The 26,947-nt window shown below is 63.1% G+C and carries 30 protein-coding genes; 28 read left to right on the forward strand and 2 right to left on the reverse strand.

What is annotated here, in order from left to right:
* The first annotated feature begins 49 nt into the window (after positions 1–49).
* The 9 genes from prmB to PY254_RS08940 all read left to right on the forward strand — a co-directional run bounded on the left by prmB (position 50) and on the right by PY254_RS08940 (position 9,082).
* On the forward strand, positions 50–976 hold the full coding sequence (gene prmB / locus PY254_RS08900) for a 50S ribosomal protein L3 N(5)-glutamine methyltransferase (RefSeq protein WP_281015106.1): 927 nt from the start codon (positions 50–52) through the stop codon (positions 974–976).
* The gene (locus PY254_RS08905) at positions 977–1,534 is read left to right on the forward strand and encodes a GNAT family N-acetyltransferase (RefSeq protein ID WP_281015107.1); all 558 of its coding nucleotides are present in this window, start codon (positions 977–979) and stop codon (positions 1,532–1,534) included. It begins immediately after the preceding gene.
* Between the two features lie 34 nt (positions 1,535–1,568).
* On the forward strand, positions 1,569–2,657 hold the full coding sequence (gene aroC / locus PY254_RS08910) for a chorismate synthase (RefSeq protein ID WP_281015108.1): 1,089 nt from the start codon (positions 1,569–1,571) through the stop codon (positions 2,655–2,657).
* A gap of 30 nt (positions 2,658–2,687) precedes the next feature.
* Positions 2,688–3,677 (forward strand): 2-hydroxyacid dehydrogenase, encoded by a 990-nt coding sequence (locus tag PY254_RS08915; RefSeq protein WP_281015109.1) that lies wholly within the window; start codon positions 2,688–2,690, stop codon positions 3,675–3,677.
* 37 nt (positions 3,678–3,714) lie between these two features.
* The gene (locus PY254_RS08920; protein WP_281015110.1) at positions 3,715–4,746 is read left to right on the forward strand and encodes an aspartate-semialdehyde dehydrogenase; all 1,032 of its coding nucleotides are present in this window, start codon (positions 3,715–3,717) and stop codon (positions 4,744–4,746) included.
* A 55-nt stretch (positions 4,747–4,801) separates the two neighbouring features.
* Positions 4,802–5,044 (forward strand): hypothetical protein, encoded by a 243-nt coding sequence (locus PY254_RS08925; RefSeq protein WP_281015111.1) that lies wholly within the window; start codon positions 4,802–4,804, stop codon positions 5,042–5,044.
* 171 nt (positions 5,045–5,215) lie between these two features.
* Entirely contained in the window at positions 5,216–7,573 is a 2,358-nt protein-coding gene (locus PY254_RS08930) for a motility hub landmark protein FimV (RefSeq protein ID WP_281015112.1), read from the forward strand.
* A 100-nt stretch (positions 7,574–7,673) separates the two neighbouring features.
* The gene (truA, locus tag PY254_RS08935) at positions 7,674–8,444 is read left to right on the forward strand and encodes a tRNA pseudouridine(38-40) synthase TruA (RefSeq protein ID WP_281015113.1); all 771 of its coding nucleotides are present in this window, start codon (positions 7,674–7,676) and stop codon (positions 8,442–8,444) included.
* Positions 8,441–9,082: a phosphoribosylanthranilate isomerase gene (locus tag PY254_RS08940; protein ID WP_281015114.1), complete on the forward strand. Its 642-nt coding sequence runs from the start codon at positions 8,441–8,443 to the stop codon at positions 9,080–9,082. The genes truA and PY254_RS08940 overlap by 4 nt, the downstream gene beginning before the upstream one ends.
* Before the next feature lie 25 nt (positions 9,083–9,107).
* On the opposite strand, the gene PY254_RS08945 is transcribed toward PY254_RS08940, so the two are convergent.
* Positions 9,108–10,001, reverse strand: coding sequence for a LysR family transcriptional regulator (locus PY254_RS08945; RefSeq protein WP_281015115.1), 894 nt, complete (start codon positions 9,999–10,001; stop codon positions 9,108–9,110).
* 126 nt (positions 10,002–10,127) lie between these two features.
* Between PY254_RS08945 and trpB the strand changes: the two genes are divergently transcribed.
* The 4 genes from trpB to PY254_RS08965 all read left to right on the forward strand — a co-directional run bounded on the left by trpB (position 10,128) and on the right by PY254_RS08965 (position 14,162).
* Entirely contained in the window at positions 10,128–11,339 is a 1,212-nt protein-coding gene (gene trpB, locus PY254_RS08950; RefSeq protein ID WP_281011714.1) for a tryptophan synthase subunit beta, read from the forward strand.
* A 129-nt stretch (positions 11,340–11,468) separates the two neighbouring features.
* Positions 11,469–12,269 carry a tryptophan synthase subunit alpha gene (gene trpA / locus PY254_RS08955; RefSeq protein ID WP_281011715.1) on the forward strand — a complete coding sequence of 267 codons (801 nt, stop codon included), beginning with the start codon at positions 11,469–11,471 and terminating at the stop codon, positions 12,267–12,269.
* Between the two features lie 47 nt (positions 12,270–12,316).
* The gene (accD, locus tag PY254_RS08960) at positions 12,317–13,192 is read left to right on the forward strand and encodes an acetyl-CoA carboxylase, carboxyltransferase subunit beta (RefSeq protein WP_281011716.1); all 876 of its coding nucleotides are present in this window, start codon (positions 12,317–12,319) and stop codon (positions 13,190–13,192) included.
* A gap of 640 nt (positions 13,193–13,832) precedes the next feature.
* The gene (locus tag PY254_RS08965; RefSeq protein WP_281011717.1) at positions 13,833–14,162 is read left to right on the forward strand and encodes a hypothetical protein; all 330 of its coding nucleotides are present in this window, start codon (positions 13,833–13,835) and stop codon (positions 14,160–14,162) included.
* A gap of 33 nt (positions 14,163–14,195) precedes the next feature.
* Here PY254_RS08965 and PY254_RS08970 read toward each other — a convergent pair whose 3' ends face one another.
* Positions 14,196–15,017 (reverse strand): transporter, encoded by an 822-nt coding sequence (locus tag PY254_RS08970; protein ID WP_281011718.1) that lies wholly within the window; start codon positions 15,015–15,017, stop codon positions 14,196–14,198.
* 30 nt (positions 15,018–15,047) lie between these two features.
* On the opposite strand from PY254_RS08970, the gene gltX reads away from it, so the two are divergent.
* The 15 genes from gltX to hisIE all read left to right on the forward strand — a co-directional run bounded on the left by gltX (position 15,048) and on the right by hisIE (position 26,688).
* On the forward strand, positions 15,048–16,448 hold the full coding sequence (gene gltX / locus PY254_RS08975) for a glutamate--tRNA ligase (RefSeq protein ID WP_281011719.1): 1,401 nt from the start codon (positions 15,048–15,050) through the stop codon (positions 16,446–16,448).
* Positions 16,449–16,483: 35 nt separating this feature from the next.
* Complete coding sequence (locus PY254_RS08980) at positions 16,484–16,777, forward strand: hypothetical protein (RefSeq protein ID WP_281011720.1); 294 nt, start codon at positions 16,484–16,486, stop codon at positions 16,775–16,777.
* A gap of 36 nt (positions 16,778–16,813) precedes the next feature.
* On the forward strand, positions 16,814–17,302 hold the full coding sequence (locus PY254_RS08985; protein ID WP_281011721.1) for a transcriptional repressor: 489 nt from the start codon (positions 16,814–16,816) through the stop codon (positions 17,300–17,302).
* A 96-nt stretch (positions 17,303–17,398) separates the two neighbouring features.
* Positions 17,399–17,833, forward strand: coding sequence for a MerC domain-containing protein (locus PY254_RS08990; protein ID WP_281011722.1), 435 nt, complete (start codon positions 17,399–17,401; stop codon positions 17,831–17,833).
* Between the two features lie 46 nt (positions 17,834–17,879).
* Positions 17,880–18,851, forward strand: coding sequence for a cation diffusion facilitator family transporter (locus tag PY254_RS08995; RefSeq protein WP_281011723.1), 972 nt, complete (start codon positions 17,880–17,882; stop codon positions 18,849–18,851).
* 66 nt (positions 18,852–18,917) lie between these two features.
* Positions 18,918–19,079, forward strand: a complete 162-nt coding sequence (locus PY254_RS09000; RefSeq protein WP_281011724.1) for a 30S ribosomal protein THX — start codon at positions 18,918–18,920, stop codon at positions 19,077–19,079.
* Between the two features lie 199 nt (positions 19,080–19,278).
* Positions 19,279–19,614, forward strand: coding sequence for a YerC/YecD family TrpR-related protein (locus PY254_RS09005; protein WP_281011725.1), 336 nt, complete (start codon positions 19,279–19,281; stop codon positions 19,612–19,614).
* Positions 19,611–20,504 carry an ATP phosphoribosyltransferase gene (hisG, locus tag PY254_RS09010; RefSeq protein ID WP_281011726.1) on the forward strand — a complete coding sequence of 298 codons (894 nt, stop codon included), beginning with the start codon at positions 19,611–19,613 and terminating at the stop codon, positions 20,502–20,504. Before PY254_RS09005 ends, hisG begins: the two co-directional genes overlap by 4 nt.
* On the forward strand, positions 20,501–21,808 hold the full coding sequence (gene hisD, locus PY254_RS09015; RefSeq protein ID WP_281011727.1) for a histidinol dehydrogenase: 1,308 nt from the start codon (positions 20,501–20,503) through the stop codon (positions 21,806–21,808). The genes hisG and hisD overlap by 4 nt, the downstream gene beginning before the upstream one ends.
* On the forward strand, positions 21,805–22,896 hold the full coding sequence (gene hisC / locus PY254_RS09020; protein ID WP_281011728.1) for a histidinol-phosphate transaminase: 1,092 nt from the start codon (positions 21,805–21,807) through the stop codon (positions 22,894–22,896). Before hisD ends, hisC begins: the two co-directional genes overlap by 4 nt.
* Positions 22,893–23,960: a bifunctional histidinol-phosphatase/imidazoleglycerol-phosphate dehydratase HisB gene (gene hisB / locus PY254_RS09025; protein ID WP_281011729.1), complete on the forward strand. Its 1,068-nt coding sequence runs from the start codon at positions 22,893–22,895 to the stop codon at positions 23,958–23,960. Before hisC ends, hisB begins: the two co-directional genes overlap by 4 nt.
* Positions 23,960–24,550: an imidazole glycerol phosphate synthase subunit HisH gene (gene hisH, locus PY254_RS09030; RefSeq protein WP_281011730.1), complete on the forward strand. Its 591-nt coding sequence runs from the start codon at positions 23,960–23,962 to the stop codon at positions 24,548–24,550. The genes hisB and hisH overlap by 1 nt, the downstream gene beginning before the upstream one ends.
* On the forward strand, positions 24,547–25,275 hold the full coding sequence (gene hisA, locus PY254_RS09035) for a 1-(5-phosphoribosyl)-5-[(5-phosphoribosylamino)methylideneamino]imidazole-4-carboxamide isomerase (protein WP_281011731.1): 729 nt from the start codon (positions 24,547–24,549) through the stop codon (positions 25,273–25,275). The genes hisH and hisA overlap by 4 nt, the downstream gene beginning before the upstream one ends.
* Positions 25,269–26,039 (forward strand): imidazole glycerol phosphate synthase subunit HisF, encoded by a 771-nt coding sequence (gene hisF, locus PY254_RS09040; RefSeq protein ID WP_281011732.1) that lies wholly within the window; start codon positions 25,269–25,271, stop codon positions 26,037–26,039. Before hisA ends, hisF begins: the two co-directional genes overlap by 7 nt.
* A gap of 19 nt (positions 26,040–26,058) precedes the next feature.
* Positions 26,059–26,688, forward strand: coding sequence for a bifunctional phosphoribosyl-AMP cyclohydrolase/phosphoribosyl-ATP diphosphatase HisIE (gene hisIE / locus PY254_RS09045; protein ID WP_281011733.1), 630 nt, complete (start codon positions 26,059–26,061; stop codon positions 26,686–26,688).
* Positions 26,689–26,947 lie beyond the last annotated feature (259 nt).

The raw sequence follows: 26,947 nt of genomic DNA on the forward strand, positions 1-26,947 counted from the left end.
CGCGCAGGCCTTATAATCGCTGGCCAATCTTCAGCCCCTCTGGATCGCCGTGACCGCCGAGCTTGCCACCATCATCGACTTCATCCGTTATGGCGCCAGCCGTTTCTCCGCGGCCGGGCTGACCTTCGGGCACAGCCACGACAACCCGATCGACGAGGCCACCCACCTGGTGCTGGCTAGTTTGCACCTACCGCCGGATATCCCCCCGGCCTATGGCGCGGGTCGGCTCACCGCCGAGGAACGCGCGAACGTGCTCTCGTTGATCGAGCGTCGTGTGAGCGAGCGTCTGCCGGTGGCTTATCTGGTTGGCGAAACCTGGTTTGCGGGGCTGAAATTCAAGAGCGATCGCCGCGCACTGGTGCCGCGCTCGCCGATCGCCGAGTTGATCGAGTCGGGCTTTGCGCCATGGCTGGACGAGCGCCACATCGAGCGCGCGCTCGACCTGTGCACGGGCTCTGGCTGCATCGGCATTGCCATGGCCGAGTACAACCCGGACTGGCAGGTCGACATTGTCGACATCAGCGACGAGGCCTTGTCGCTGGCGCGCGAGAACATCGTGTTCCAGCACCTCGAGGGCCGGGTCGAGGCGATCCAGTCCGACCTGTTTGCCGGCGTTAAGGATCGTCGCTACGACCTGATCGTGTCCAATCCGCCGTATGTCACCGAGGACGAATATGCCGCCTTGCCGCGCGAATACGCTCATGAGCCGAAGCTGGGCCTGACGTCGGGCGTGGATGGTCTGGACCTGTGTCTGCGCATGCTGGACGAGGCGGCCGACCAGCTCACCGAAGACGGCTTGCTGATCGTCGAAGTAGGCGAGAGCGAGCACGCCCTGGCTGCGCTGCTGCCACAAGTACCGTTCATCTGGATCGAGTTCAAGGTTGGCCAGATGGGCGTGTTTGCGCTGGAACGGCGCGACCTGGTCGAGCATGCTGCCGTGATCAAGGCCGCTGCCACGGCCCGCCACGCACGCTGAATGATGGAGCTGGTCACGGCGCGGTTGAAGATCGACGCGCTGCGTTCGGCGGATGCGGCAGGCCTGTTTGCCTGCCGCGCCGAGCCTTCCGTGGCGCTTTATCAAGGCTGGTGTCCGGCTGATCTTGCGGCGGCCCGCGAATTCATCGAAGAGCAGCCGCAGTCGCCGTCCAGTGGCTGGTTTCAGCGTGCCATCCGTTTACGTGAGAACGGCACGCTGATCGGCGACTTGGGCGTGTGCCTGCCGGAAGACCCGCAGGATTCGGTCGAGTTCGGCGTGAGCCTTGCGCCGGCTTACCAGGGACGTGGCTATTCCAGCGAGGCGGTGCGCGCGTTGTTTGCCTTCGTCTTTGACGAGCTTGGCCGCCATCGCATCCATGCCTCGGTTGACCCGCGCAACCTCGCCAGTATGGCGATGCTGCAAGCGCTGGGCATGCGCCAGGAAGCGCATCACCGCGAGAGCCTGTGGTTCAAGGGCGAGTGGGTCGATGACGTGATTTTCGCCCTGTTGCAACAAGAGTGGCGCTCGCGGCAGGCAGGCGGGGCTCATCACGGGTAAGCTGTGCCGGTTATCCTGTGGACGTCCAAACCCCGTGTCCAGCAATTCGTTCGGCAAACTCCTTACCGTCACCACATTCGGCGAAAGTCATGGGCCGGCGATCGGCTGCGTGATCGACGGCTGCCCGCCGGGGCTGGCCATCGCCGCGGAGGAATTTCGGCATGATCTCGAACGCCGTGCCACCGGCCGCAGTCGCTACACCTCGCAGCGGCACGAAGCGGATGACGTGGAAATTCTTTCCGGCGTGTACGAGGGCAAGACTACCGGCACGCCCATCGCGCTGCTGATTCGCAACACCGATCAGCGCAGCAAGGATTACGGCGACATCGTGCAGACGTTCCGCCCGGGGCATGCCGATTACACCTACTGGCAGAAGTACGGCATCCGCGATCCACGCGGTGGTGGCCGGTCGTCGGCGCGGGAAACCACGATGCGCGTGGCCGCCGGCGTCGTGGCGAAAAAATGGCTGGCTGAGCGGCATGGTGTGCGCGTGCGCGGTTTTCTGGCGCAGATCGGTGATGTGGCGCCTGACTCTTTCGACTGGGACGCGGTGGAACAGAACCCGTTCTTCTGGCCGGATACGGCCCAGGTGCCTTCGCTGGAAGCCTATATCAATGCATTGCGCAAATCCGGCGATTCGGTCGGTGCGCGCGTCAACGTGGTGGCCGATGGCGTGCCGCCGGGTTGGGGTGAGCCGATTTACGGCAAGCTCGATGGTGATCTGGCCAGTGCCTTGATGTCGATCAACGCGGTCAAGGGTATCGAGATCGGTGACGGCTTCGCCGCCGTCAGTCAGCGCGGCAGTGAGCACCGTGACGAAATGCGTTTGGACGGCTTTACGTCCAATCATGCGGGCGGTATCCTCGGTGGCATCAGTAGCGGTCAGCCGGTTACTGCGTCGATCGTCTTGAAGCCAACCTCCAGCATCCTGATTCCCGGTCACAGCGTGAATCTGGCGGGTGATTCGGTGGATGTGGTCACCAAGGGGCGGCACGACCCCTGTGTCGGCATTCGCGCCACGCCGATCGCGGAGGCGATGATGGCGCTGGTGCTGATGGATCACGCCTTGCGCCATCGCGCGCAATGTGGCGATGTGGGGGCGGTCGAGCCGCGCATTGCCTGAACTTCAATCGTCGCAACCGGAACCACGTCGATGACTGACAAGCCGCGCGTATGGGTTTCCCGTCCTACCTTTCCGGGTGTCATAGCACGGCTCGATCCGTATTTCGAGGTGACCGTCGAAGCGGATGAGCGCAAGTTCAGTCCGTCCGAACTGGCGGCCCGGCTGGCTGGACAGGACGCTGCCATCGTCGGGCTGAAGGATCGCATCGGCGCCGCCGAGATCGCCGGCGCCGAGCGGCTGCGCATGGTGGCCAATCTGGCGGTTGGCTATGACAACATCGACCTGGATGCGCTGAGCGCGGCCGGCATTGCCGTATCCAACACGGCCGACGTACTGAACGAAAGCGTGGCCGACTACACCTGGGCTTTGCTGCTTGGCGCGGCGCGCCGAATGAGTGCTGCCGAACGCTGGTTGCGCGACGGCCACTGGCAGGCGACCGAGTTCAAGGCCTGGCTGGGCAGTGATGTGCGCGGTCGCACACTCGGCATCCTCGGCATGGGGCGCATCGGTCAGGCGATTGCCCGGCGGGCGGTCGGCTTTGGCATGCCGGTGATCTATTACAACCGCACCCGCTTGCCCGAGGCGGACGAGCGTGCCTGCAACGCGCGCCATGTCGACAAGCAACAATTGCTGCGTGAAGCGGATTTTCTGGTGCTGGCGCTGCCGCTGACCACGCAAACCCGTCACGCCATTGGTGCGCCCGAGCTGGCGCTGATGAAGGCGACGGCGATGCTGATCAATATTGCCCGTGGCGGCATCGTCGATGATGCGGCACTGGCCGCTGCCCTGCGCGAACGACGCCTCGCCGGTGCCGCGCTGGATGTGTTCGAAGGCGAGCCAAAGGTGCACCCGGCCTTGCTTACGCTCGACAACGTGGTGCTCAGCCCGCATATCGCCAGCGCCACCACCGATACTCGCCGCGCAATGACCTCGGTGGCGGTGGACAATGTGCTGGCGATGTTCGGTCACGGCCCCAACGCGGGCCGTCCGCCCAACCTTCTCAACCCGAACGTGCTGTGAGCAGCGCGCTTTACCTTTCCCGAGAGCAAGACATCCCATGAGTCAGAAGAGCAGTTACAAGGTTGCCATGGTTGGCGCCACCGGTGCGGTTGGCGAGACCCTGCTGGCGATTCTCGCCGAGCGCAATTTCCCGGTCAGCGAACTGGTGCCCTTGGCCAGCGAGCGTTCGGCCGGCGGCAAGGTCAGCTTCGACGGCAAGGACATCACCGTGCAACTGCTGGATACCTATGATTTTGAAGGCGTCGACATTGCCTTCTTTTCGGCCGGTGGCTCGGTCAGTCGCGATCACGCGCCGCGTGCGGCGGCTGCCGGTGCGGTGGTGATCGATAACACCTCGGAATTCCGCTACCAGGATGACATCCCGCTGGTGATCAGCGAGGTCAATCCGCACGCGATCGCGCAGTACACCAACCGCGGCATCATCGCCAACCCGAACTGCTCGACCATGCAGATGCTGGTGGCGCTGGCGCCGATTCACCGCGCCGTGCAGATCGAGCGCATCAACGTGGCTACCTACCAATCCGTGTCCGGTGCTGGGCGCACCGGTATGGAAGAGTTGGGCAAGCAGACCGCGGCCCTGTTGAACTTCCAAACCGTGGAGCCGGGCAAGAAATTTCCGGCCCAGGTCGCGTTCAATGTGATTCCGCAGATCGACGATTTCCAGCCCAACGGCTACACCAAAGAGGAAATGAAGCTGGTGTGGGAGACCCGTAAAATCCTCGAAGACGAGTCGATCCAGGTGAATCCGACCGCCGTGCGGGTGCCGGTGTTCTATGGCCATTCCGAAGCCGTGCACATCGAAACCAGCGACAAGATCACCGCTGAACAAGCTCGCGAGCTGCTTCGCGAAGCGCCGGGCGTGGTGCTGGTGGACGAGCGCAAGCCGGGCGGTTATCCCACGCCGGTGGGTGAAGCGGCCGGTGCCGATGGGGTTTTCGTGGGTCGCATCCGCGAGGACATTTCGCACGAACGCGGGCTGGATCTGTGGATTGTGTCGGACAATATCCGCAAGGGCGCCGCCCTCAATGCGGTGCAGATCGCCGAATTGTTGATTGAGGACTATCTCTAGAATGCGTTGTATCCAAGTTATTGTATTTTCTGCATTCATCTCGTCGGGCGTGGTCATGGCCACCAGCCCGGCGTCGGTGCATCAAGACGCCAAATCAACCACGCCCGCGCCGCTGAAGGTGCAGCGGAAACTGGTGGAGAGCCAGGCGCAGGTCCGGCGCCTGGAACGGGACGTTCATCAGCAGGAATTGGACAGCCAGCGGGCCAGTCAGCGACTGCAGCAGCAGGACCAGGTAATCGCCGAATTGCAAAAGCAACTGCAGGCATTGCAGCCGCCTCCTTCTGGTGGGCAGCACTGAATTGTGGTGCCGCGGTGAGAACACACCACAGCAATACGCTGCAAGTATTCGCCACGCCTATTGTTGATTGGCCCTCATATAACTAAAGTGGCACATCGTTTGGGGCTGTAGTCGCTGTCGCGGCCATGCCAATTTGAGAGATTTGCGTCTGGATCGTTCGGGGGAACACGCATGAATCGTTCGTTGAAGTTGTCGATGTTGATCGCGTTGGCGTTGGGTACCAGTCAGGCGATGGCCATGGATATGGGCCAGGTCCAGATCAAGTCGGCGCTGGGTCAGCCGCTGCTGGCCGAGATCCCGCTCCATCCAGACAATGCGGCGGAACTGCAGAATCTGCAGATCCGGTTGGCTTCCAGCGAGCAATTCGCGCGCGCCGGCATCGTCGGCGGCCGGACCTCGATCCCGCTGACGTTCAGTGTGGCCAATGCCGGCGGCAGCCATCCGGTGATCCGCATTACCAGTACGGCGCCGATAGACGATCCGTTTCTCGATCTGCTGATTGAAGTGAACGGCAAGGCCGGCACGAGCGTGCGTGAGTACGCGATCCTGCTGGACCCGCCGAATGCGCAGACGAAAGCTGCTGTGGCGGCAACGCCTGCGCCCGCTCAGCCTGCCCAGCGACCGAAGCCGGCCGCTACAGCACCGGTCGCCGCCGCTCAGCCGAAACCGGTTGCTGCCGCGCCGGCACCGAAAGCTTCCGCAGCGGTGCCCAATGATGGCCAGATCGGCACGGTCAGCCGTGGACAAACCTTGTCTGGCATCGCGCGCGACGCGGCGCCTGCCGGTGTCGACGTGCAGCAGATGATGCTGGCGATCAAGCAGGCCAATCCGGATGCGTTCTACCGCGACAATATCAACGCGCTGAAGACTGGCGCGGTGCTGCGGATGCCGAGCACGGCCGAAGCACAAGCCATGACGATCGCCGCAGCTGTTGCCGAGGTTCGTCGGCAGAACAGTGATTGGCGTGCCGGCGTGCCGGGCAAGCCCACGGTGGTGGCTGATGCCGCGGCTCGCACTGCCGCTTCTGCTGCGCCCACCAGCGCTGCCGATACCGGTGACCGACTCGCGCTGGTGCCGGCGAAGCAGGGCAGTGGTAGCAGCAGTCAGGGCGCGGGTTCCAATGACAAATCCAGTGCCAGTTTGCGGCAGGATCTGCTGCGATCCAAGGAGAGCCTGGCCAGTCTTCAGCAGCAGAGCTCGGATCTGAAGACGCGTCTGAAAGATCTGGGCGACATCAACAGCAAGAATGAGCGGCTGCTGTCGCTTAAGGACAGCGAGATTGCCGAACTGCAGGCCAAGCTCGCCGCGGCGCAGAAGAATGCTGGCGCCAAGGTTGCACCGGCGGCGGCAGCAAGTGCGGTGAAGCCGGCTGCGACACCGGCCGTTGCGGTGGTGCCTGTTGAGAAGGAGCCGGCGCGCGCCGGTACCGTGGCGAATGCGGCGAACACGCCGGTCGTTGCCACCGTCACGCCGGCAGCCGCGTCCACGGCCGCCAGCACCCCGGTTTCTGCAGCCACTGCGGTAGTTGCGCCCGTGCCGGTCGTGGTGCCGGCAAAACCAGTGGTGAAGCCGGCTACCAAGAGTGCCGTCAAGCAGCCGATGGCAACGCCGGCAGCGGTCGAAGAGCAGCCTTGGTTCATGCAGACGTGGGCTTGGGCAGCGGGCGCCGGCGTAGCGGTGTTGCTGATCTTGTTGGCCATGCTGGGTCGTCGGCGCAAACCGGCTGCGGCAGCAGCACCCAAGGCATCCTCGTCGCTGGCCGATCGCTTCGGCTCGGCGAATGGTGGTGCCGGACACGATCTGCTGGGCGACGACACCGACCAGGACGAGCTGCTTGACCAACTGGCCGAGCATCCGGACGACATCTATCTGCATCTGGAGCTGGTCACGCTGTATTACTCGCGTCGTGACGTCGAGCACTTCGAGGCGGCGGCTGAGGCGATGCACGCCCATATCACCGATCCACAGCAGGATGAGTGGCAGGACGTGGTGCACATGGGTGAAGACCTGGCGCCGGGTCACCCGCTGTTCGATCACCACGAAGAACCGGCAGCGCATGCCGATGACGAGGGCCATGGCGCGTTCAATATCGACGACTATTCGGCTGCAGACGATGCACCCACGGTCGTTTCGTCGATGCCGCCGTTGCCCGGCGCGGGCCCGAAAAAGGTCAGCGAATACAACTTCAATTTTGACCTCACCCACCCGGCGCCTGACGCGCCAGCTTCCGCTCCTGTTGCAACGGCGCCGGAAGATGTCACCGTGGTTGCGCCGCTTGCGGCAGAGCCGACAGAGCCGGTTTCCAGCTGGAATTTCGATGAGTCGACCAACAGTTCGGATCTGGCGGACGATGGCGAGGGCTTGGGCAACTTCAGCGATGATCCGGTGGATACCAAGCTCGATCTGGCGCGTGCCTACGTCGACATGGGTGATGCCGAGGGGGCTCGTGCCATGCTGGGCGAAGTGATCAAGGAAGGCAGCCAGACGCAACAGGACGCGGCGAAGCGCTTGCTGGACAGTCTGGCTTGAGATTCCCGCTTCGCTGACTGCGCATCGGGCCGGCTTAGCCGGCCCGATGTCGTTTTGGCCTGCTAATCTTTGCTGTTTCCGAACAGGTTTTGCACGATCCATGCGTATTGCCCTGGGTATTGAATACGACGGCACCGACTTCTGCGGCTGGCAGCGGCTGAAGGCGGATGCCAGCGTGCAGGGTGCACTGGAACAGGCGCTGTCGAAGGTGGCGGCGCATCCGGTCGAGGTCAGTTGCGCCGGGCGTACCGACGCGGGTGTGCATGGTCGCTGCCAGGTCGTGCATTTCGATACCGAGGCGCAACGTGACATGCGTAGTTGGGTGCTGGGAACGTGTTCGAACCTGCCCACCAGCGTGGCTGTGCTGTGGGCGCAACCGGTGCTGGACAGCTTCCACGCGCGCTATGCGGCACGCAGCCGGCGCTATCGTTATCACATTCTCAATCGACAGGTGCGCGCCGCGCTGGATGCGCGCTACGTCACCTGGGAGCGGCTGCCGCTGGATGCCGAACGCATGCATGCCGCGGCGCAGTCGCTGCTGGGCGAACATGACTTCAGTGCGTTCCGTGCCTTGTCCTGCCAGGCTGCGCACCCCCGGCGCACGGTGCTGGCGGTGAGTGTGCGACGCGAGGGCGAGCAGTTGTTTGTCGAGATCGAGGCGAACGCCTTCCTGCATCACATGGTGCGCAATATTGTCGGTTCGCTGCTGCTGATTGGTCGCGGCGAGCGGCCGATCGAATGGCTGGGCGAATTGCTCGCCGGCCGCGACCGCCAGGTTGCCGGCCCCACCGCGCCGGCCTCGGGGCTGACGTTCATCGGTCCGCGTTACGAGCGTCATTGGGGATTGCCAATGGAGGTGAGTCAGTCATGACCCGGATCAAATGTTGCGGCATGACCCGCCTCGAAGACGCGTTGCTGGCGGCGCAGCTGGGCGTGGATGCGATCGGTCTGGTATTCGCCGCGCGCAGCAAGCGCTGCGTGTCGCTGGGGCAGGCGCGTGCGATTGTCGAGGCGCTGCCACCGTTTGTCAGCACGGTGGCGCTGTTCATGGATGATGATGCCAGTCTGGTGCGGCAGGTACTGGACGAGGTGCGTCCGACACTGCTGCAGTTTCACGGTCACGAGAGCGACGGGTGGTGCGCGCAGTTCGGGCATCCGTTCGTCAAGGCGATTGCGATGGGAGGCGGTGCCACGACATCACCACGCTTCCGCGAACATCCTCGTGCAGCGGCGATCCTGCTCGACGGGCACAGTCCCGGCGAGGCCGGTGGCAGCGGCAAGACGTTTGACTGGCGGATGCTTCCGGCGGAACTTGGCTGCCCGTTGATCCTGGCCGGTGGACTCGATCCAGACAATGTTGCTGAAGCGATCCGGATGGCGCAACCGTGGGCCGTGGATGTGGCCAGCGGGATTGAATCGGAACCCGGGATCAAGGATGCCGACAAACTGAGGGCATTCGTCCGTGCCGTTCGCCAGGTCGACGTGGAACGCCCGCCATCTCTTCGCTGAGTATTCCCGGCACCAGCTGGCTTGATCAGCCGCCCGCCAATTCCTTGCGCAGCCAGTCGGCCAGCAACGCCGTGCGTGGGTCAGGCGTTCGCCGAGACGTGGCCAGAATCCACGCCGCCGTGGTCGGTTGGAAGCCCCACGGCGCGACCAGCCGGCCGCTGGCAAGGTCGTCGGCCACCAGCGGTGCCGGCGCAATGGCCACGCCCAATCCGGCAATCGCCGCTTCCAGCAGGTGGTAAAGGTGCGGGAAGCTCGGCCCCGCTGCGGCGCGTGGTGCTGGCAGTGCCATGCCTCGCAGCCACTCGGGCCATGCTTGCGGGCGTGATGTGGTGTGCAGCAGCGGTTCGTCCAGCAGGCAATCGGCGGATTGCCCCTGCAATCGCGACCAACCGGAATAGCCGGGGCTGACCACCGGGCCGGTATGTTCCGGCGCCAGTACTTCTACGTGCCACTGGGCCGGCCACGGCGGAGCGGCCAGCAGCAACATCGCGTCGAGCCGATCGAGTTCGCTGGTGGGCGCGGATTCCTGTGCGGACAAATGCAAGGGCAGGGTGGGCAAGTCGCGACTGAGTCGATCCAGTCGCGGGATCACCCAGCGCGCCAGCAGGCTGCTGGAGCAACCGAGTACAAACGGCGCAGTGGCCACACCCTGGCGCAGGCTGCCCCAGCTCTCGCGCAACTGCCCAAAGGCGAGACTGGCGCCTTCCTGCAACTGGAGGCCGGCATCCGTCAGTGTCAGTCCTCGGCCCTGGCGTACGAACAGCGGTCGACCGAGTGCTTCCTCCAGCAGTCGCAATTGCCGGCTGACGGCGCCATGGGTGACGTGCAGCTCCGCTGCGGCGGCCGTGACGCTGCGCAGGCGCGCCACCGCGTCGAAGGCGCGCAAGGCGTTCAAGGGCGGCAGTTCGCGCTCGGCCATTTGTGAGTATTCCTGACAAGTTGTGGCGATCTTATCGCTTTTTTGGCCCGTTCCGTCTGAGCTATGCTTTGCCAATCAAAAGCGCCACGCGGCGCGTATATCAGTTTTTCGCACAGGAATTCGCACATGCCCACGATCCAGGACTACCACCGCTGGCCCGACGAGCACGGCCGCTTCGGTGACTACGGCGGCAGCTATGTTGCCGAGACCCTGATGGCGCCGCTGGCCGAGCTTGGCGAAGCCTACGAGCGGTTACGGCAGGACCCGAATTTCATTGCCGAGCTCGATCGCGACCTGCAGCACTACGTCGGCCGGCCCAGCCCGGTCTATCACGCCGAACGGCTGTCGCAACATGTCGGCGGTGCCCGCATCCTGCTCAAGCGCGAGGACCTGAATCACACCGGCGCGCACAAGATCAACAACACCATTGGCCAGGCGCTGGTGGCGCGGCACATGGGCAAGCAGCGGGTGATCGCCGAGACCGGCGCCGGCCAGCACGGCGTGGCCAGCGCCACCGTGGCGGCGCGCTTCGGCATGAAGTGCGTGGTCTACATGGGCGCGGTGGATATCGAGCGGCAGAAAATCAACGTGTACCGGATGAAGCTGCTGGGCGCCGAAGTGGTGCCGGTAACCTCCGGCTCGAAGACGTTGAAGGATGCGCTCAACGAGGCGATGCGCGACTGGGTCACCAACGTGACGGACACGTTCTACATCATCGGCACGGTGGCCGGTCCGCATCCGTATCCGAAGATGGTGCGTGATTTCAATGCGATCGTCGGGCGCGAGGCGCGCGCACAGATGCTGACGCAATACGGCCGCCTGCCTGACGTGTTGACCGCCTGTGTGGGTGGCGGCTCCAATGCGATCGGGCTGTTCCACGCTTTCCTCAATGACGCGGATGTGCGCATGGTTGGCGCCGAGGCGGCAGGCGAAGGCATCGCCACCGGCCGCCACGCGGCGTCGCTGGCTGCCGGGCGGCCCGGTGTGCTGCACGGCAATCGCACCTACGTGTTGTGCGACGACAACGGACAGATCACCGAGACCCATTCGATTTCGGCCGGACTCGACTATCCCGGCGTCGGCCCCGAGCATGCGTTCCTGAAGGATGCCGAGCGCGCCGAATACGTCGGCGTAACCGACGACGAGGCGATGGAAGCATTCCACTTGCTGGCGCGTACCGAAGGCATTCTTGCTGCGCTGGAGTCCAGTCACGCGGTGGCGCAGGCGATGAAGTTGGCGCGCGAGCTGCCGAAGGACGGCATCGTACTGTGCAATTTGTCCGGTCGTGGCGACAAGGACGTTCACACGATTGCGGCGCGCGAAGGAGTCCAGGTATGAGTGAGGAAAGAGTGGCGAGAAGTCAGAAATGCGAGAACGGCAACGCGCACCCCATCAACCTCCACGACTTCGGCAAGGTATCGTCATGAACACTCGTTGCTCACTCCTCTTCACTCGTTTCTCGCACTCATGAGCCGCATCGACCGTCGCTTCGCCACGCTCAAGAGTGCAGGTCGTACCGGCCTGATCCCGTTCGTTACCGCCGGCGATCCTGCACCCGAGCATATGGTCGCGTTGATGCACGCACTGGTCGATGCCGGCGCCGATCTGATCGAACTGGGCGTGCCGTTCTCCGACCCGATGGCCGATGGTCCGGTGATTCAGCACGCCAGCGAGCGGGCGATTGCCAAGGGGGTTGGTCTGGGCGAAGTGTTGGCCTGGGTCAGTACGTTCCGTCAACGCGATGCGGATACGCCGATCGTGCTGATGGGGTATCTGAACCCGGTCGAGATTCACGGCTATGCCCGCTTCGGGCAGGAAGCTGTGGCAGCCGGTGTGGATGGTTTATTGCTGGTGGATTGCCCGCTGGAGGAATCGGCGGTATTCCAGCCGCTACGCGATGCGGGATTGCAGCAGATTCTGCTGGCCGCGCCAACCACCGCACCCGCGCGTATGGCGCAGCTGTGCAGTTCGGCCGAGGGCTTCCTGTATTATGTGTCGTTCGCCGGCATCACCGGGGCGGGACAGTTGAGTACGGATGACATTGCTGCACGGGTGGCCGAGGTTCGCGCCCGCGCCAGTGCCCCCGTAGCGGTCGGCTTCGGCATTCGCGATGCGGCCAGCGCCGTGGCGATTGGCAAGTTCGCCGATGCGGTGGTGATTGGCAGTGCGTTGGTAGAACGGTTGGCAGGTGCCACGGATGCGGCAGATATCGCGGCTCGCGTGCAACAGTTTCTGCAGCCGATCCGTACGGCGCTCGATGCACACTGAAACGGTCGCCTGACCGTTTCTGGTCAGGAAACGTTTGAGGTGTTGCGATGAATTGGCTGCAGAAAATCATGAATCCGCGCACCCGACCGCAGGGTGCCGGTACCCAAGGCGGCAAGGGTTCGGTGCCCGAAGGTGTGTGGGAAAAGTGTGGCGGCTGCGGCACGGTGCTTTACAAGCCGGAGCTTGAGCGCAACCTGATGGTCTGCCCGAAGTGCGATCATCACCACTACATCAGTGCGCGCATGCGCCTCGGTGCGTTGCTTGACGAGGGCTCCGCCCAGGAATTGTGGGCCAGCCTGGAACCCACCGATCCCTTGAAATTCCGCGATTCGAAGAAGTATCGCGATCGCATCATCGCCACCCAGAAAAAGCTCGGCGAGAAAGACGCGATGGTCGCCATGAGCGGCAAGCTCAAGGGCCGGCCGTTGATGGCGGTGGCGTTCGAGTTTGCCTACATGGGCGGCTCCATGGGTTCGGTGGTCGGCGAGAAATTTGCCCGTGCTGCCGAGCGTGCATTGGCCGACAAAAGTGCACTGGTGTGCTTCTCCGCCACCGGCGGTGCGCGCATGCAGGAGGCACTGTTCTCGCTGATGCAGATGGCCAAGACCTCGGCTGCGCTGGCGCGCCTGCGTGATGCCGGCGTGCCGTATATCAGCGTGTTGACCAACCCGACCACGGGTGGCGTTTCTGCGAGCCTGGCGATGTTGGGTGACATCAATATCGGTGAGCCGAAGGCGCTGATCGGTTTTGCCGGCCCACGGGTGATCGAGCAAACCGTGCGCGAAACCCTGCCCGAAGGTTTTCAGCGTTCGGAGTTCCTGCTCGATCACGGTGCGATTGATCTGATCGTCGACCGTCGCGAGATGCGGGACAAGCTGGCCGACCTGCTCGGCATTCTGACCAAGGCTGATCGCGCCGCCTGATTCGGGATGCTGGCCGATTGTGAGTGATGCCGCCTTCGGGCGGCATCGTTGTATTCGTTGCAGAGTTTTCCACAGCGGCTGTGGAAGTGTTGCGGTAAAGCCTGTGGACAAGCCCGATTCGTCGCTTGTCGATCAGTCACTTGCTACGCGGTGGTCACGAATTACGCAGGCGGGAAATGCAACTGCCGAGTTGCGCGAACACGATCCGCGCAACAGTTTTCCACAGCGATTGTGCGTGCCTTCTGTACAAGCCTGTGGACAACATGCATTCCTTGTTGGCTGGCAGGCACTTGCCTCACATTGTCTATTCTTTGCTCAGTCACGCGAAGTTTTCCACAGCGATTGTGGAGCCAGCGCGGTAAAGCCTGTGGACAAGTAAGCTATCTGTCTGAGCGCAAACGAGGTAATGACGGCGTGCGTACATTTTGTACGGCCCGTCGCCAACACGTGTTCGTGGCGCAACCCACAGTGCGCGTCGATGGTTTGTTTCGGCGCCTTCCTTTGGGGTCTCCCGTGTGCTTGCAATGTGACTGGGGTGTGGTCTGCGATGGAAAGACGCGGCGCAAGGATGGAAAGGGACTACGATGGTCCTGCGGCAGGCAAGTCTCCAGTTTGCAGCCAGTGATTCGGGAGCAACCTCATGAAATATCTTCTGTGCTTCATCGCTCTGGTGATACCCCGCCTGTCGATGGCTGTCGTTGATCCCGCGCCACTGTCTGCGCCACAGACGACGGCTAGCGGAAGCTCGGGCCATGCGGCGCGTCATCACCCGCTGATTGAAGTGAGATTCGTCCTGATCAGCGCACAGCGGCAGCCGCAGGACATGCCCACGATCGACCTTGGCGATCAGCGTTCAGCCATCGCGCCGTTGTCGTTGAAGGACGGTCGCGCCGTGCTTCTTCGCGGCAGTTACGTGAACCCCAATATGTATTGGTGCACCTCCTGGGGATGCATGCCCGGTGCGTACTGAGGTTCGCTGACGCGTGGTCGCGGTCGTTGCTGATCAGCGACCAAAATAGATCGAAACGCCGAGGTTGCTCTGCCAGCGCGGCGCCACGCCCCCTAGCCGGTGATCGAAGCCGGCATCCAGTTGCACACGCGGATTGATCATCCAGGTCAGGCCAGCACCTGCCAGCGTGCCGTTGCCCTGATCCGGTGCATGCAATGCAACTGTTTCGACGTACAGCGCGAGCGTCCTGCTCAGACTGTAGTTGTCGCCCAGTGCCAGCGTGGTGTTGTTCAGGCCACCGTTACGGACATCCTGCAGGTACAGACCCAGGCCATTGCGTTCATTGACTTGCAGGTTGAACTGCGCGCCGAACAGGTACTGGCGGCGGTCGCTGCGAAAGGCCTGCGCTCCGTCCGTGAATTCCACGCTGGCCAGCAGACCCCAGCTGAACGAAGTGGCGGAAGAGGGCAGTGCCAGCTTGAGGCCAAGGCTGCTGTCGCCATGACCACGGTAGCGCGCCACACCATCGTTGCCGGTTTGCCGCAGCGCATTCCACGGTGAGCTGCCCAGCTGCAGTTCCAGCGAGTCGCCGAGGCCGATGCGCAGCAGGCTGTCAGCGGTGTATTGCGCGCTGGTTGCGCCATCCTGCTTCGTCAGGCTCCAGTCGGGCAGACCTTGTTCGAGTGTGATGTCGCCGGGACCAAGCACGACCGGCGTGAATCCGTAACCGGGACGGTCGTAACCGGGGTTGTCGGCCCGTGCAGGCTGAGCTGCGCAAAGCCAACCCAGCAGTGCGATGGTGGTTGTGCAGATCAGAGCATGGCGGATCTGCCGCCTCCGGCCGCGGTTGTTGCTGCTGTATCGGCTAAAATCCATGGCTTCGCTCCGTCCCTTTCGAAAAAGATCATGACCGTACGCACCCGCTTTGCCCCCAGTCCCACCGGTTTCCTGCACATCGGCGGAGCCCGTACGGCACTTTACTGCTGGTTGGAGTCGCGCCGCCGTGGCGGTGAATTCATTCTGCGCATCGAAGACACGGACCGCGAGCGCTCCACTGACGAAGCGGTGCAGGCGATCCTCGATGCGATGCATTGGCTCGATCTGGATGCCGATGAAGGTCCGTTCTACCAGACCCACCGGCTGGAGCGTTACAAGCAGGTAGCCGACCAGTTGCTGGCTGCCGGCAACGCCTACTACGCCTACGAGAGCAAGGCGGAGATCGAGGCGATGCGCGAGGCGGCGATGGCCGCGGGCGAGAAGCCGCGTTACAACGGCTACTACCGCGATCGCAACGAACCCTTCCGTGAAGACGCGAACCGGGTGATCCGCTTCCGCAACCCGCACGAAGGTTCGGTGGTGTTCGAGGACAAGGTGAAGGGGCGCATCGAATGGGCCAATACGGAGCTGGACGATCTGGTGATCTTCCGCTCCGACGGCTGGCCGACCTACAACTTCGCGGTGGTGGTCGACGACATCGACATGGGCATCACCGAGGTGATTCGTGGCGACGACCACGTCAACAACACGCCGCGCCAGATCAACATCTACAAGGCGCTGGGCGCCGCGGTGCCGGAGTTTGCGCACCTGCCGATGATTCTGGACAAGGAAGGCAAGAAGTTGTCCAAGCGCACCAGCGCGGTCAGCGTGATGGATTATCGCGCCGATGGTTTTCTGCCCCACGCGATTCTCAATTACCTGGTGCGGCTGGGCTGGTCGCATGGCGATCAGGAAATCTTCTCGCGCGAGGAGATGATTGCCCTGTTCGACATCGGTGACTGCAACAAGGCCGCCTCGCGTTTCGACACCGAAAAGCTGGCCTGGCTAAACCAGCACTATCTGAAGACCGACGAGCCACAGTCGCTGGCGGCCGAATTTGAATGGCACCTGCAGCGCGCCGGTATCGACTTCAGCCACGGCCCCGCGCCGGCCGAAGTCATCGTGGCGCTGCGCGATCGGGTGCACACGCTGAAGGAAATGACCGAGCGTGCGGCGATCTGGTACGGCCCGATTCTCGAGTGGGACGACAAGGCAGTCACCAAGCACTTGAAGAACGACACCGCCGTAAGTGTGCTGGAAGCGGCGAAAGCATTGCTGCTGGATTGCAGCTGGCAGCCGGAGCCGATTCATCAGGTGATCGAGCAGGTGGCGGCGAAGCTTGAACTGGGCATGGGCAAGATCGCCCAGCCGCTGCGTGTGGCCATCACGGGTACCCAGGTCTCGCCGTCGATCGACCAGACCTTGTATTTGACTGGTCGCGTGGAGGCGATCAAGCGTATCGATGCCGCCATCGCTCTTGCCCGCGGCTGATTCTGTAGCCACGTCGATGACGCACTGAGCGCGCGATGGACGAATGGCTGGCCAAGGCTGCCGAAGGTGTCGATCTGGAGGCGCCGGGTGCGTTCTGGCACGTCTTCTTCAATCTGTTGAATACGGTGCCTTGGGCCGCCATCTTCTGGTGGAACCTGCTGTTCGTGGTGGTCGGAGCGTTACTGGGCTGGTGGCGCGGACGATTGCTGGAAGGCATTGTCTGGGCATGGGTGCTGGGCCCGATCGGCTGGATCGTCGTCCTGTGCAAACCCCGCCAGCTGCCGCGACCCAGACCGCCGCCGCTGCCCTCTTCACGCCGCCGGCGGTAATTTGGTGGCAGTGTATGATTTCCACGAGGTGACCTTTTGAGCCAGGATTCAGCCAGCAATCCACACCATCACCACGCGCATCATCACGACGACGCGAAGGGTTTTGTGCGAGCCGTGGAACATGCCAGCGAGGAACGCGGCCTGCGTCTGACTCCGTTGCGCAAGGAAGTGCTGGAATTGGTCGCCGCTGCCGACAAGCCAGTGAAGGCCTACGACCTGCTGGATCAATTGCGCGAAAAGCACGGCAATGCGGCGCCGCCCACGGTTTATCGCGCGCTCGACTTCCTGCTCGAAAACGGTTTCATTCACAAGCTGGAATCGATCAACGCTTTTGTTTCCTGCCACCACCCCGCCGAAGCCCATCAAGTGCCGTTCCTGATCTGCGACGTCTGTTCGAGTGCGCAGGAAGTCTGCGATGAACGAGTGGCTGAACTGATCGAGGCGCAGGCACGGGCGCTCGGCTTCCGCCCGCAGGCGCAGACGCTGGAAGTGCATGGCACCTGCAAGCATTGTCGTGACGCTTGAAGGGGCACGGGAAGGGATGGCAGGTTTTGATGTTATAAAGTAACATGGCGCCGCCGGGGACAGAGTGGCCACGTTTGGTGACGCCGGGGCGTAAAAATGAATTCCGAGCAGTCGAACAAATCCCGTTGGTGGCATTTCGCTGATCGCGTTGGCGCGATCGCATCGTTCCTGTGCGCGATTCACTGCGCCTTGCTGCCGTTCGTGCTCGCGCTGTTGCCGCTGGTTGGTCTGGAGTTTCTTGCCGATCATCGCTTCGAGCGCATCTTCGTGCTGTGTGCCTGCGGGCTGGCCGGGTTGGTTTTGTATCGCGGCTACCTGCGGCATCGGCGCGCCTTGCCGCTGCGTTTGGCGGTGCCGGGGCTGTCGCTTTTGCTGCTCGGCATTATCTTCATCGACGTGGGTACGCCGATCCTCCACAGCGTGCTGGTGACGACTGGCGGCTTGCTGCTGGCGGCGGCGCACTTCACCAATTTGCGGCTGGACCGCCACGACGATCACGTCCACGTGCACGGTCCGCAGTGCGCGCACTGACGCGTGGTGATTGTGTAACGGCGGCGCGGGTTCCTAGCATGCGCGCATGAATCATCCTCAGCATCACCCCCACGAGCACGAGCACGAGCATTCACCGGCGCAGGGACACGGAGCCCATCAGCATGGTCCGGCGGCCGGCGGAAGCAGTCGCAAGCTGCTGCTGGCACTGGTGTTGACCAGCATCATGATGGTGGTCGAGGTGATTGGCGGCCTGTGGTCCGGCTCGCTGGCCTTGCTTGCCGATGCAGCGCACATGATGGTCGACACGCTGGCGCTGTTGCTGGCTGTAGTTGGCGCGTGGATGGCGACCAGGCCCGCCGACGCGCGCCGCAGCTACGGCTACGGCCGGATGGAAGTGCTGGCCGGTTTCGTCAATGCGTTGAGCCAATTCGTGCTGGTCGCGTGGATCGCCTGGGAGGCAGCGGTGCGCTTGCGTCATCCCGGCGAGATTCTCTCGGGCGTCATGCTGGTGGTTGCCGTTGCGGGGCTGCTGGTCAATGCATTGGTGCTGCGCACGCTGCACGGACACGCGCATGACGACGTGAATTTGGCTGGAGCCAGCCTGCATGTGCTGGGTGACCTGCTCGGTTCGGTGGCTGCCGTGCTGGCGGCGCTGGCAATTCGCTGGTTCCACTGGTTGTGGGCCGATCCGCTGCTGTCGTTGCTGGTTTCGCTGCTGATCCTCAACAGCGCGTGGCGACTACTGCGAAAGTCGGCGCATATTCTGTTGGAAGGGGTGCCCGACGGCATCGACACCCACGCGGTGGAGGCTTCGCTGCGCACGGCGGCGCCGGGCATCTGCGATATTCATCATCTGCATGTCTGGCAGCTCGCTTCAGGTTCGCGCATGGCTACCGTACATGCCGAGCTGGATGAGGGCGCCGACGGGGTGATGGTGTTGCATGCCATCAAGCGCACGCTGCTGGAACGTTTCTCGATCCGGCACGTCACCGTGCAGATCGATCCGGGGCCGTGTCCTGATCCGGCAGGGGACTGCAACGGCCATGGGCATCACTGACTATGCCGTTTAGCCTGGAGGCTGCTATAATGGCAGGCCGTACATTCAATAATTCAAGGAATTCCCATGGGTAAGGGCGATCGCAAGACCCGTCGCGGCAAGACCAATCGCGGCAGCTACGGCAATTCCCGTGCGCATGGCGTGCAGCCTGCCGTGGTTGGCGCCAAGTCGACGGTGACCAAGCCGGCTGCTGCCAAGAAAGCTGCGCCGAAGAAAAAGTCGGCCTGAGCCAGCTTCTCGCTGCAGGTGTTGCCAGAAAACCCCCGCCTCGGCGGGGGTTTTTGTTTATGCGCGGACTGGCTTGGATGGACCGACTGCGGTTCCGTCAACGGGTTTCGGGAAGCGTCTTGCTTCGGTAAATCAGTGATTGCTGCGCGATAACCTGTCATGTATGCTTCGCACCACTGTGTTAATGCGTTAGTACATTATGAAGCGTCGTTCACTCGATCCCGAATCCCCGCCCGGCTCTGCCGAGCAGAGCCTCTATGAGGCTTTGCTGTCCTTGCGCAACAGCGAGGAGATGGGCGCGTTCCTCAGCGACCTGTGCACTCCGGCCGAGCTGGAAGTGCTGGTGGATCGCTGGCGGGTAGTGCCATATCTGCTCGAAGAAGTGTCCTACCGCGAAATCCACGAGCGCACCGCGGTCAGCATCACCACCATCGGGCGGGTGGCGCGCTACCTCAATCAGGGCAGTGGCGGCTACCTGGCTGCCGCCGCCCGCGCCGCCAAGAAGCAGGCGCAGACAGCAAGGAAAAAAGCATGAAGCCGCGGGATCGTTTGCGTATTGCCATGCAGAAATCCGGTCGATTGACCGAGCCGGCACTGGATCTGTTGACCCGTTGTGGGCTGACCTTCCGACAAAGCCGTGACAAGCTTTTTTGTTTCGGCGAAGGCGAGCCGGTGGACTTGCTGCTGGTGCGTGATGACGACATCCCGGGCCTGATCGCCCAGGGTGTATGCGATCTCGGCATTGTCGGGCGCAATGTGCTGAACGAGTTTCAGCTCACCGCCGGGCCGGACAGCGAACCGCTGAACGAGCTGCGTCCGCTCGGTTTTGGTCGTTGCCGCTTGTCGATCGCAGTGCCACAGGAAATGGCATACAGCGAGCCGAAGGACCTGGCAGGAACGCGCATTGCCACGTCATATCCCGGCCTGCTTGGCGAGTGGTTGCGCACGCAGGGTATCGACGCGGGGGTGATGACCCTGGCCGGTTCGGTCGAGATCGCGCCCAAGCTGGGCACCGCTGACGCGATCTGCGATCTGGTGCAGAGCGGCGGCACACTGGTGGCCAACCAGCTGCGCGAAACCGATGTGCTGCTGGAAAGCGAGGCCGTGCTGGCCGGCGCGTTGACCCTGCCGGTGGACGAGCGTGGCGACATGCTGGAGCTGCTGCTGAAGCGGCTGGATGGCGTGATCCAGGTGCGTGAGTCACGCCTGCTGTTGCTGCAGACTTCGCGGCACACGCTGGAGGCGGTGACCCGCCTGTTGCCGGGTGGCCCGCAGCCGACCCTGTTGCCGGTGCTCGGTCAGCCCGATCAGTTGATGCTGCAGGCACTGTGCGCCGGTGAAGTGAGCTGGCGCCAGCTGGAGGAAATCAAGAAGGCCGGTGCACGCGAAATGTTCGTGCTTCCCGTTGAGAAGATGCTCGCATGAAGACTCTGGACTGGAACGCACTGGATGAAGCTGCTCGTGGCCAGGCGCTGGCACGCCCGGCGCAGTCGCGTGCGGACGAATTGCGCGATGGTGTCGCGCAGATCATCGCCAGCGTGCGCGCAGGTGGCGATGGGGCGCTGCGTGAGCTCAGCGCGAAATACGATCGCTGCACACTGGACGCCATCGCTGTCGACGAATCTGAATTCATCGCGGCCGAGGCGGCGCTCGATCCTGCGCTGAAAGCGGCGATCCGTGAAGCTGCCGCACGCATCGAACTGTTTCACCGCGCCGCGGCAATGCAGCCGGTATCGGTCGAGACTGCGCCCGGCGTGCGTATCGAGCGGGTGCTGCGACCGATCAGCCGGGTCGGCCTGTATGTGCCGGCCGGCAGTGCGCCATTACCGTCGACGGCGCTGATGCTGGGTGTGCCGGCGCAGATCGCCGGTTGCCGCGAAGTGGTGTTGTGCTCGCCGGCGCGCGCTGACGGAAGTTGCGACGAAGCGGTGCTGTACGCGGCGCGACTCACCGGCGTACACAAGGTATTCAAGCTCGGCGGCGCGCAGGCAATTGCCGCGATGGCGTACGGCACGGATAGCGTGCCGAAGTGCGACAAGCTGTTCGGGCCGGGTAATGCGTGGGTCACCGAAGCGAAATTGCAGGTGTCGTCCGATCCGGAGGGCGCAGCTATCGACATGCCGGCCGGCCCGTCCGAAGTGCTGGTGATTGCCGACGCGGACGCCAACCCCGTGTTCGTCGCCGCTGATTTGTTGTCACAGGCTGAGCACGGTCCGGATTCGCAGGTGATTCTGCTGAGCCCGTCCGCCGCGCTGCTGGAAAAGGCGGCGGTTGAAGTCGAGCGGCAGTGTGCCGAGTTGCCGCGCAACGCGATTGCCAGCCAGGCGTTGGCACAGAGCCGGCTGATTCTGGTCGAGTCGCTGGCGCAGGCGGTTGCAGTCAGCAACCGCTATGCGCCGGAACATTTGATCGTGCAGGTCGCCGCGCCGCGCGAATTGCTGGCGGATGTCGAAACTGCCGGCTCCGTATTTCTCGGCCAGTGGGCGCCCGAGTCGGTGGGTGACTATTGCAGTGGCAGCAACCACGTGTTGCCGACGTACGGTTACGCGCGCAGCTACAGCGGCGTGTCGGTGGCCAGCTTTCAGAAGCAGATCAGCGTGCAGGAAGTGTCGGCTGAAGGGCTGCGCAACATCGGCCCATGTACCGCCACGCTGGCCGCTGCCGAGCAACTGGAGGCGCACCGCCGCGCGGTGACTTTGCGCCTGGCCGCATTGGAGGCGATGTCATGAGCGTGCTCGATCTGGCGCGAGCGGAAATTCGCGCAATGCAGCCGTATTCCTCCGCGCGCATGGAAGCCAGCGGCGGCAAGGTATTCCTCAATGCCAATGAATCGGCATGGGCGCCGGTGGGTGATGACGGACTGGGTTGCAACCGCTACCCCGAACCGCAGCCCGCTGCATTGATCGAAGCATTGGCCACGCTGTACGGCGTACGCCGTGAGCAGTTGCTGGTGGGGCGCGGCAGCGACGAGGCGATCGACTTGCTGGTGCGTGCGTTCTGTCGCGCGGGTGAGGATGCCATCCTGATCCAGCCGCCGACCTTCGGCATGTACGCAGTATGCGCAAAAATTCAGAACGCCGGCGTTATCGAAGTGGGCTTGAACGCCGACGCCACGCTGGACGTGGACGCGGTGCTTGCTGCGGTCACTCCCGCGGTGAAGCTGGTCTTCATCTGCACGCCCAACAATCCCACCGGGCAACTGGTGCCGCGTGAAAGTATCGAACGTCTGGCGGAGGCTCTGGCTGGCCGCGCACTGCTGATCGTGGACGAGGCGTATGTCGAGTTTGCCGAAGTGGCCAGCGTGTCGGATTTGATCGACCGCTACGAAAACCTCGCCGTGCTGCGTACCTTGTCAAAGGCATGGGCGCTGGCCGGCGCACGCATCGGCAGCCTGCTGGCCAACGCCGAAGTGATCGCGTTGCTGCGGCGGATCATGCCACCGTATCCGCTGCCGTTACCGTGCGTGCATGCCGCATTGCTGGGTTTGTCCGGCTGGGGGCAGGCGAATGCCCGTGAGCACCTGGCCACCATTCGCGCCGAGCGTACGCGGCTGAGCAAGGCACTGATGCAATTGCCTGGCGTGCGCGAAGTGCTGCCGTCACACGCGAATTTTCTTGCCGTGCGTTTCGATGATGCCGGTGCGGCTTATCAGCGCCTGCTGGCTGCCGGTGTGCTGGTACGTGATGTACGGCGCTATCCGAATCTGGGCGATGCCTTGCGCATCACCATCGGTACCCCTGCGGAGAACGAGCAGATGCTCACTGCCTTGAAGAGTTCAGTCATGGCTGGTCAGAATGTGGTCGAGGGATCGGCATGAGTCAGCGCAAAATTCTCTTCGTCGATCGTGATGGCTGCCTGATCGAGGAGCCCGCCGATGAGCAGATCGACCGCTTCGAAAAACTGGCCTTGTTGCCGGGTGTGATCACTGCCTTGCAGCGCTTCGCGGCGGCGGGTTACGAGTTGGTGATGGTGACCAATCAGGATGGCCTGGGCACGGCCAGCTTTCCCGAGGCCGACTTCACCGGCCCGCACGCATTGTTGCTCGGCATCTTCGCCTCGCAAGGCATTCGTTTTCGGGAAGTGCTGGTCGACCGCAGCTTTCCGCAGCAAGGTCTGGATACGCGCAAGCCGGGTGTGGGATTGGTGCGTCACTACCTCGCCGACGACAGCTGGAGCCGCGCCGCCTCGGCCATGGTTGGCGATCGCGAGACCGACCTGCAATTCGCCGCGAACCTCGGCGTGCGTGGCTGCCGTGTGGGACCGCTCGGTGTCAGTTGGGAAGCACTGGCGCACGAGTTGCTCGATGCGCCGCGCACCGCCAGCGTGGTTCGCAACACCAAAGAAACCCGTATCACCGTCAGCGTGGATCTCGATCGGGTAGCCGAGCCGAAGGCGCACACGGGGCTGGGTTTCTTCGACCACATGCTGGAACAGATCGGCAAGCATGGCGGTTTTGCGTTGGCGTTGAACTGTGATGGCGACACGCATATCGACGAACACCACACCATCGAAGACTGTGCATTGGCGCTGGGTCAGGCATTGAAGCTGGCGCTGGGCGACAAGCGTGGTATCGGTCGCTATGGCTTCACCTTGCCGATGGACGAATCGCAGGCCAGCGCTGCGCTGGATTTGTCTGGCCGTCCCTACTTCAAATTTGAAGGCAGGTTTCCGCGTGAGCGTGTCGGCGAAGTGCCGACCGAACTGGTGCCGCACTTCTTCCATTCGCTGTGCGAAACGCTGGGTGCCAACCTGCATCTGAGTGTGCAGGGCGACAACGCACACCACATGGTCGAAGCCTGTTTCAAGGTGGTCGCGCGCACGTTGCGCCAGGCGATTCGTCGCGAGGGCAGCGAGCTACCCAGTACCAAGGGCACGCTGTAATGAGCGTGGTCCTCGTCGATGCCGGTGGTACCAATATCGGTTCCGTGCGCTATGCGTTGCAACGGCTTGGCGTGGATGCGGCGCTGACCGCCGATCCGCAAGCGATTCGTGGCGCGGACAAGGTGATCCTGCCCGGCGTCGGTGCAGCGGGTCCGGGCATGGCTCGTTTGCATGATCTGGGTCTGGTCGACTTGTTGCGCTCCCTGACCCAGCCAGTGCTCGGCGTATGCCTTGGCATGCAGTTGCTGTGTGCGCATTCGGAGGAGGGTGATACCGAATGCCTTGGCGTGATTCCCGCATCCGTTCGCCGCTTCCGGGAGGCGCCGGGTGTACGCGTGCCGCACATGGGCTGGAGCCGGCTGCGTGCGACGCAGGCGCATTCCCTGCTGGCCGGACTGGGTGAGCAAGACCAGGTGTATTTCGTGCACAGCTATGCGGTGCCAGTGGGCGATTTTACCCTCGCCTGTGCCGACTATGCCGGTGAGTTTTCCGCGATCGTGGCCCGTGGAAATTTCCACGGCATGCAGTTCCATCCCGAGCGTTCGGCTGCCGTGGGCGCTCGCCTGTTGAAGAATTTCCTCAGCCTATGAGCTTCGACATCATTCCCGCCATCGATCTGCGCGAAGGGCGCGTGGTGCGCCTGCGTCAGGGTGACTATGCCCAGCAGACCACCTATACGCCCGACCCGCGTGAGCTTGCCTTGCGTTACCTGCATGCCGGAGCGCACTGGCTGCATGTTGTCGATCTGGACGGCGCGCGTTCGGGCAGTCTGGAAAACCTCGCCGTGATCAAGGCGATTGTCGACCATGGCATCGACGTACAGGCCGGCGGCGGTGTCCGTGGCGAGGCCGACCTGCGCCGGTTATTCGATGTTGGTGTGCGCCGCGTGGTGCTCGGCAGCGTTGCCATTCGCGATCGGGAAACGGTAGCGGGCTGGCTGGACATGTTTGGCAGCGACCGCATCACCCTTGCACTGGATACTCGCCGTGTCGGCAACGACTGGCTGCTGCCCAGCGCCGGCTGGACCGAAGTCGAAGCGGCCACGCTGGACGAGCTGGCGCCGTGGTACGCCGCACGCGGTGCGAAACACCTGTTGTGCACCGACATCGAGCGTGACGGCATGCTCAGCGGTTTCAATATCGAGCTGTATCGTCACCTCACCGATCGCGTGCCCGAGCTTGCCCTGCAGGCCTCCGGCGGCGTGCGTTCGCTGGCCGATATCCATGCCGCACGCGAGGCTGGCGCGAGGGCCGTGATCCTGGGGCGTGCGTTGCTTGAGGGGCTGTTCACACTGGAAGACGCACTCGCATGTTGAGCCGCCGCATCATTCCCTGCCTCGATGTACGCGATGGCCAGGTGGTCAAGGGTGTGCGTTTTCGCGATCACGTGGTGATGGGCGAAATCGTCGATCTGGCCTTGCGCTATCGCGATGAAGGTGCCGACGAGCTGGTGTTCTACGACATTACCGCCAGCCCCGAAGGACGCAGCGTGGATCGGGCGTGGGTGGAGAAGGTTGCCCGCGTGATCGACATTCCGTTTTGCGTCGCCGGCGGCATTCGCTCGGTCGAAGAAGCGCGTGCCGTGCTGCATGCCGGCGCCGACAAAATTTCGGTGAACTCGCCTGCGCTTGAGCGGCCAGAACTCATCAACGAACTCGCCGCCGCCTTCGGCGTGCAGTGTGTAGTCGTGGGTATCGATTCGTTGCGCGATGCTGACGGCGAATGGCGCTTGCGTCAGTACACCGGCGATCCCACGAAGACGCAGGCACTGGCGCGCAAGAGCCTGGACTGGATCGTGGAAGCGCAGCAGCGCGGCGCCGGCGAAATCGTGCTTAACTGCATGGGCAGTGACGGTGTGCGCAACGGTTACGATCTTGAACAACTTTCCGCGGCACGAGCGATCTGCCACGTGCCACTGATCGCCTCCGGTGGTGCTGGCGAGCCGGAACATTTTCGCGCTGCCTTCGTCGACGCCGACGTGGACGGCGCATTGGCCGCGAGCGTGTTTCACTCCGGTGCCATCGCGATTCCCGCACTCAAACAGTACCTGCAAACGCAGGGCGTTCCTGTGCGTTTGTGAGTTTCAAGGAAAGTCAGACATGAGCCATTCCACTATCGATACCAGCCGCCTCGACTGGCCCAAGGGCGGCGGTCTGCTTCCGGCCATCATCCAGCACTGGCTCACCGGTGAAGTGCTGATGCTCGGCTACATGAATGCCGAAGCGTTGGCGCAAACTCTAGCCAGCGCGGAGGTCACCTTCTACAGCCGCAGCAAGCAGCGCCTGTGGACCAAGGGCGAAAGCTCCGGCCACGTGTTGATGTTCAAATCCATCCGCATCGACTGCGATGCCGACACCTTGCTGATCCAGGTCGACCCACACGGTCCAACCTGTCACACCGGCACCTCCAGTTGCTTTGGTGACAGCGCCGATGTGCGCCCGCCGCTGGGCTTTCTCGCCGAACTCGATGCGCTGGTCGAACAGCGTCACACCGAGCGGCCCGAAGGCAGTTACACCACCAAATTGTTCGACGGCGGCATTCGCCGCATCGCACAGAAGGTCGGCGAGGAAGGTGTTGAAACGGCGCTGGCAGCAGTGGTGCAGGGCGATGAAGAATTGCTGGGCGAGTCGGCGGACCTGATCTTCCATCTCACCGTGGCGTTGCGTGCTCGGGGTTTGTCGCTGGGCGACGTAGTGGCAGTTTTGGCTGAGCGGCATCGTGGTGCGTAACCAGACCTGATGCGTCTGCGCAAGCTGCTTTGAACGCCGATCCAGCAGCCGAGGTGGAAGAACCTTCGGTGATCATGCGCCGAACTTTTGGTGTCGTTGGCGCAACGCGCAAACCTGCTGAGTCAATGCAATGGCAAGCTCCGCATCTTCCCGATGTACCACAGCGCGGCCAGCGAGAAACCGATGAACAGCGCGAGCTTGGCGTAGCCGAGATGAGTGCAGGCATGTGCCCTTCGCGCCCGAGACGGGTTTTCTGCTT

The organism is Rhodanobacter sp. AS-Z3 (assembly GCF_029224025.1).
Taxonomy (GTDB): Bacteria; Pseudomonadota; Gammaproteobacteria; order Xanthomonadales; family Rhodanobacteraceae; genus Rhodanobacter.

What these genes read in the sequence shown, in the direction of transcription:
- PY254_RS08905 (WP_281015107.1), top strand. Translation starts at nt 977, where the DNA reads ATGATGGAGCTGGTCACGGCGCGGTTGAAGATCGACGCGCTGCGTTCG.
- PY254_RS08915 (WP_281015109.1), top strand. Translation starts at nt 2,688, where the DNA reads ATGACTGACAAGCCGCGCGTATGGGTTTCCCGTCCTACCTTTCCGGGT.
- PY254_RS08920 (WP_281015110.1), top strand. Translation starts at nt 3,715, where the DNA reads ATGAGTCAGAAGAGCAGTTACAAGGTTGCCATGGTTGGCGCCACCGGT.
- PY254_RS08925 (WP_281015111.1), top strand. Translation starts at nt 4,802, where the DNA reads ATGGCCACCAGCCCGGCGTCGGTGCATCAAGACGCCAAATCAACCACG.
- PY254_RS08930 (WP_281015112.1), top strand. Translation starts at nt 5,216, where the DNA reads ATGAATCGTTCGTTGAAGTTGTCGATGTTGATCGCGTTGGCGTTGGGT.
- truA (WP_281015113.1), top strand. Translation starts at nt 7,674, where the DNA reads ATGCGTATTGCCCTGGGTATTGAATACGACGGCACCGACTTCTGCGGC.
- PY254_RS08940 (WP_281015114.1), top strand. Translation starts at nt 8,441, where the DNA reads ATGACCCGGATCAAATGTTGCGGCATGACCCGCCTCGAAGACGCGTTG.
- PY254_RS08945 (WP_281015115.1), bottom strand. Translation starts at nt 10,001, where the DNA reads ATGGCCGAGCGCGAACTGCCGCCCTTGAACGCCTTGCGCGCCTTCGAC.
- trpB (WP_281011714.1), top strand. Translation starts at nt 10,128, where the DNA reads ATGCCCACGATCCAGGACTACCACCGCTGGCCCGACGAGCACGGCCGC.
- trpA (WP_281011715.1), top strand. Translation starts at nt 11,469, where the DNA reads ATGAGCCGCATCGACCGTCGCTTCGCCACGCTCAAGAGTGCAGGTCGT.
- accD (WP_281011716.1), top strand. Translation starts at nt 12,317, where the DNA reads ATGAATTGGCTGCAGAAAATCATGAATCCGCGCACCCGACCGCAGGGT.
- PY254_RS08965 (WP_281011717.1), top strand. Translation starts at nt 13,833, where the DNA reads ATGAAATATCTTCTGTGCTTCATCGCTCTGGTGATACCCCGCCTGTCG.
- PY254_RS08970 (WP_281011718.1), bottom strand. Translation starts at nt 15,017, where the DNA reads ATGGATTTTAGCCGATACAGCAGCAACAACCGCGGCCGGAGGCGGCAG.
- gltX (WP_281011719.1), top strand. Translation starts at nt 15,048, where the DNA reads ATGACCGTACGCACCCGCTTTGCCCCCAGTCCCACCGGTTTCCTGCAC.
- PY254_RS08980 (WP_281011720.1), top strand. Translation starts at nt 16,484, where the DNA reads ATGGACGAATGGCTGGCCAAGGCTGCCGAAGGTGTCGATCTGGAGGCG.
- PY254_RS08990 (WP_281011722.1), top strand. Translation starts at nt 17,399, where the DNA reads ATGAATTCCGAGCAGTCGAACAAATCCCGTTGGTGGCATTTCGCTGAT.
- PY254_RS08995 (WP_281011723.1), top strand. Translation starts at nt 17,880, where the DNA reads ATGAATCATCCTCAGCATCACCCCCACGAGCACGAGCACGAGCATTCA.
- PY254_RS09000 (WP_281011724.1), top strand. Translation starts at nt 18,918, where the DNA reads ATGGGTAAGGGCGATCGCAAGACCCGTCGCGGCAAGACCAATCGCGGC.
- PY254_RS09005 (WP_281011725.1), top strand. Translation starts at nt 19,279, where the DNA reads ATGAAGCGTCGTTCACTCGATCCCGAATCCCCGCCCGGCTCTGCCGAG.
- hisG (WP_281011726.1), top strand. Translation starts at nt 19,611, where the DNA reads ATGAAGCCGCGGGATCGTTTGCGTATTGCCATGCAGAAATCCGGTCGA.
- hisD (WP_281011727.1), top strand. Translation starts at nt 20,501, where the DNA reads ATGAAGACTCTGGACTGGAACGCACTGGATGAAGCTGCTCGTGGCCAG.
- hisC (WP_281011728.1), top strand. Translation starts at nt 21,805, where the DNA reads ATGAGCGTGCTCGATCTGGCGCGAGCGGAAATTCGCGCAATGCAGCCG.
- hisB (WP_281011729.1), top strand. Translation starts at nt 22,893, where the DNA reads ATGAGTCAGCGCAAAATTCTCTTCGTCGATCGTGATGGCTGCCTGATC.
- hisH (WP_281011730.1), top strand. Translation starts at nt 23,960, where the DNA reads ATGAGCGTGGTCCTCGTCGATGCCGGTGGTACCAATATCGGTTCCGTG.
- hisA (WP_281011731.1), top strand. Translation starts at nt 24,547, where the DNA reads ATGAGCTTCGACATCATTCCCGCCATCGATCTGCGCGAAGGGCGCGTG.
- hisF (WP_281011732.1), top strand. Translation starts at nt 25,269, where the DNA reads ATGTTGAGCCGCCGCATCATTCCCTGCCTCGATGTACGCGATGGCCAG.
- hisIE (WP_281011733.1), top strand. Translation starts at nt 26,059, where the DNA reads ATGAGCCATTCCACTATCGATACCAGCCGCCTCGACTGGCCCAAGGGC.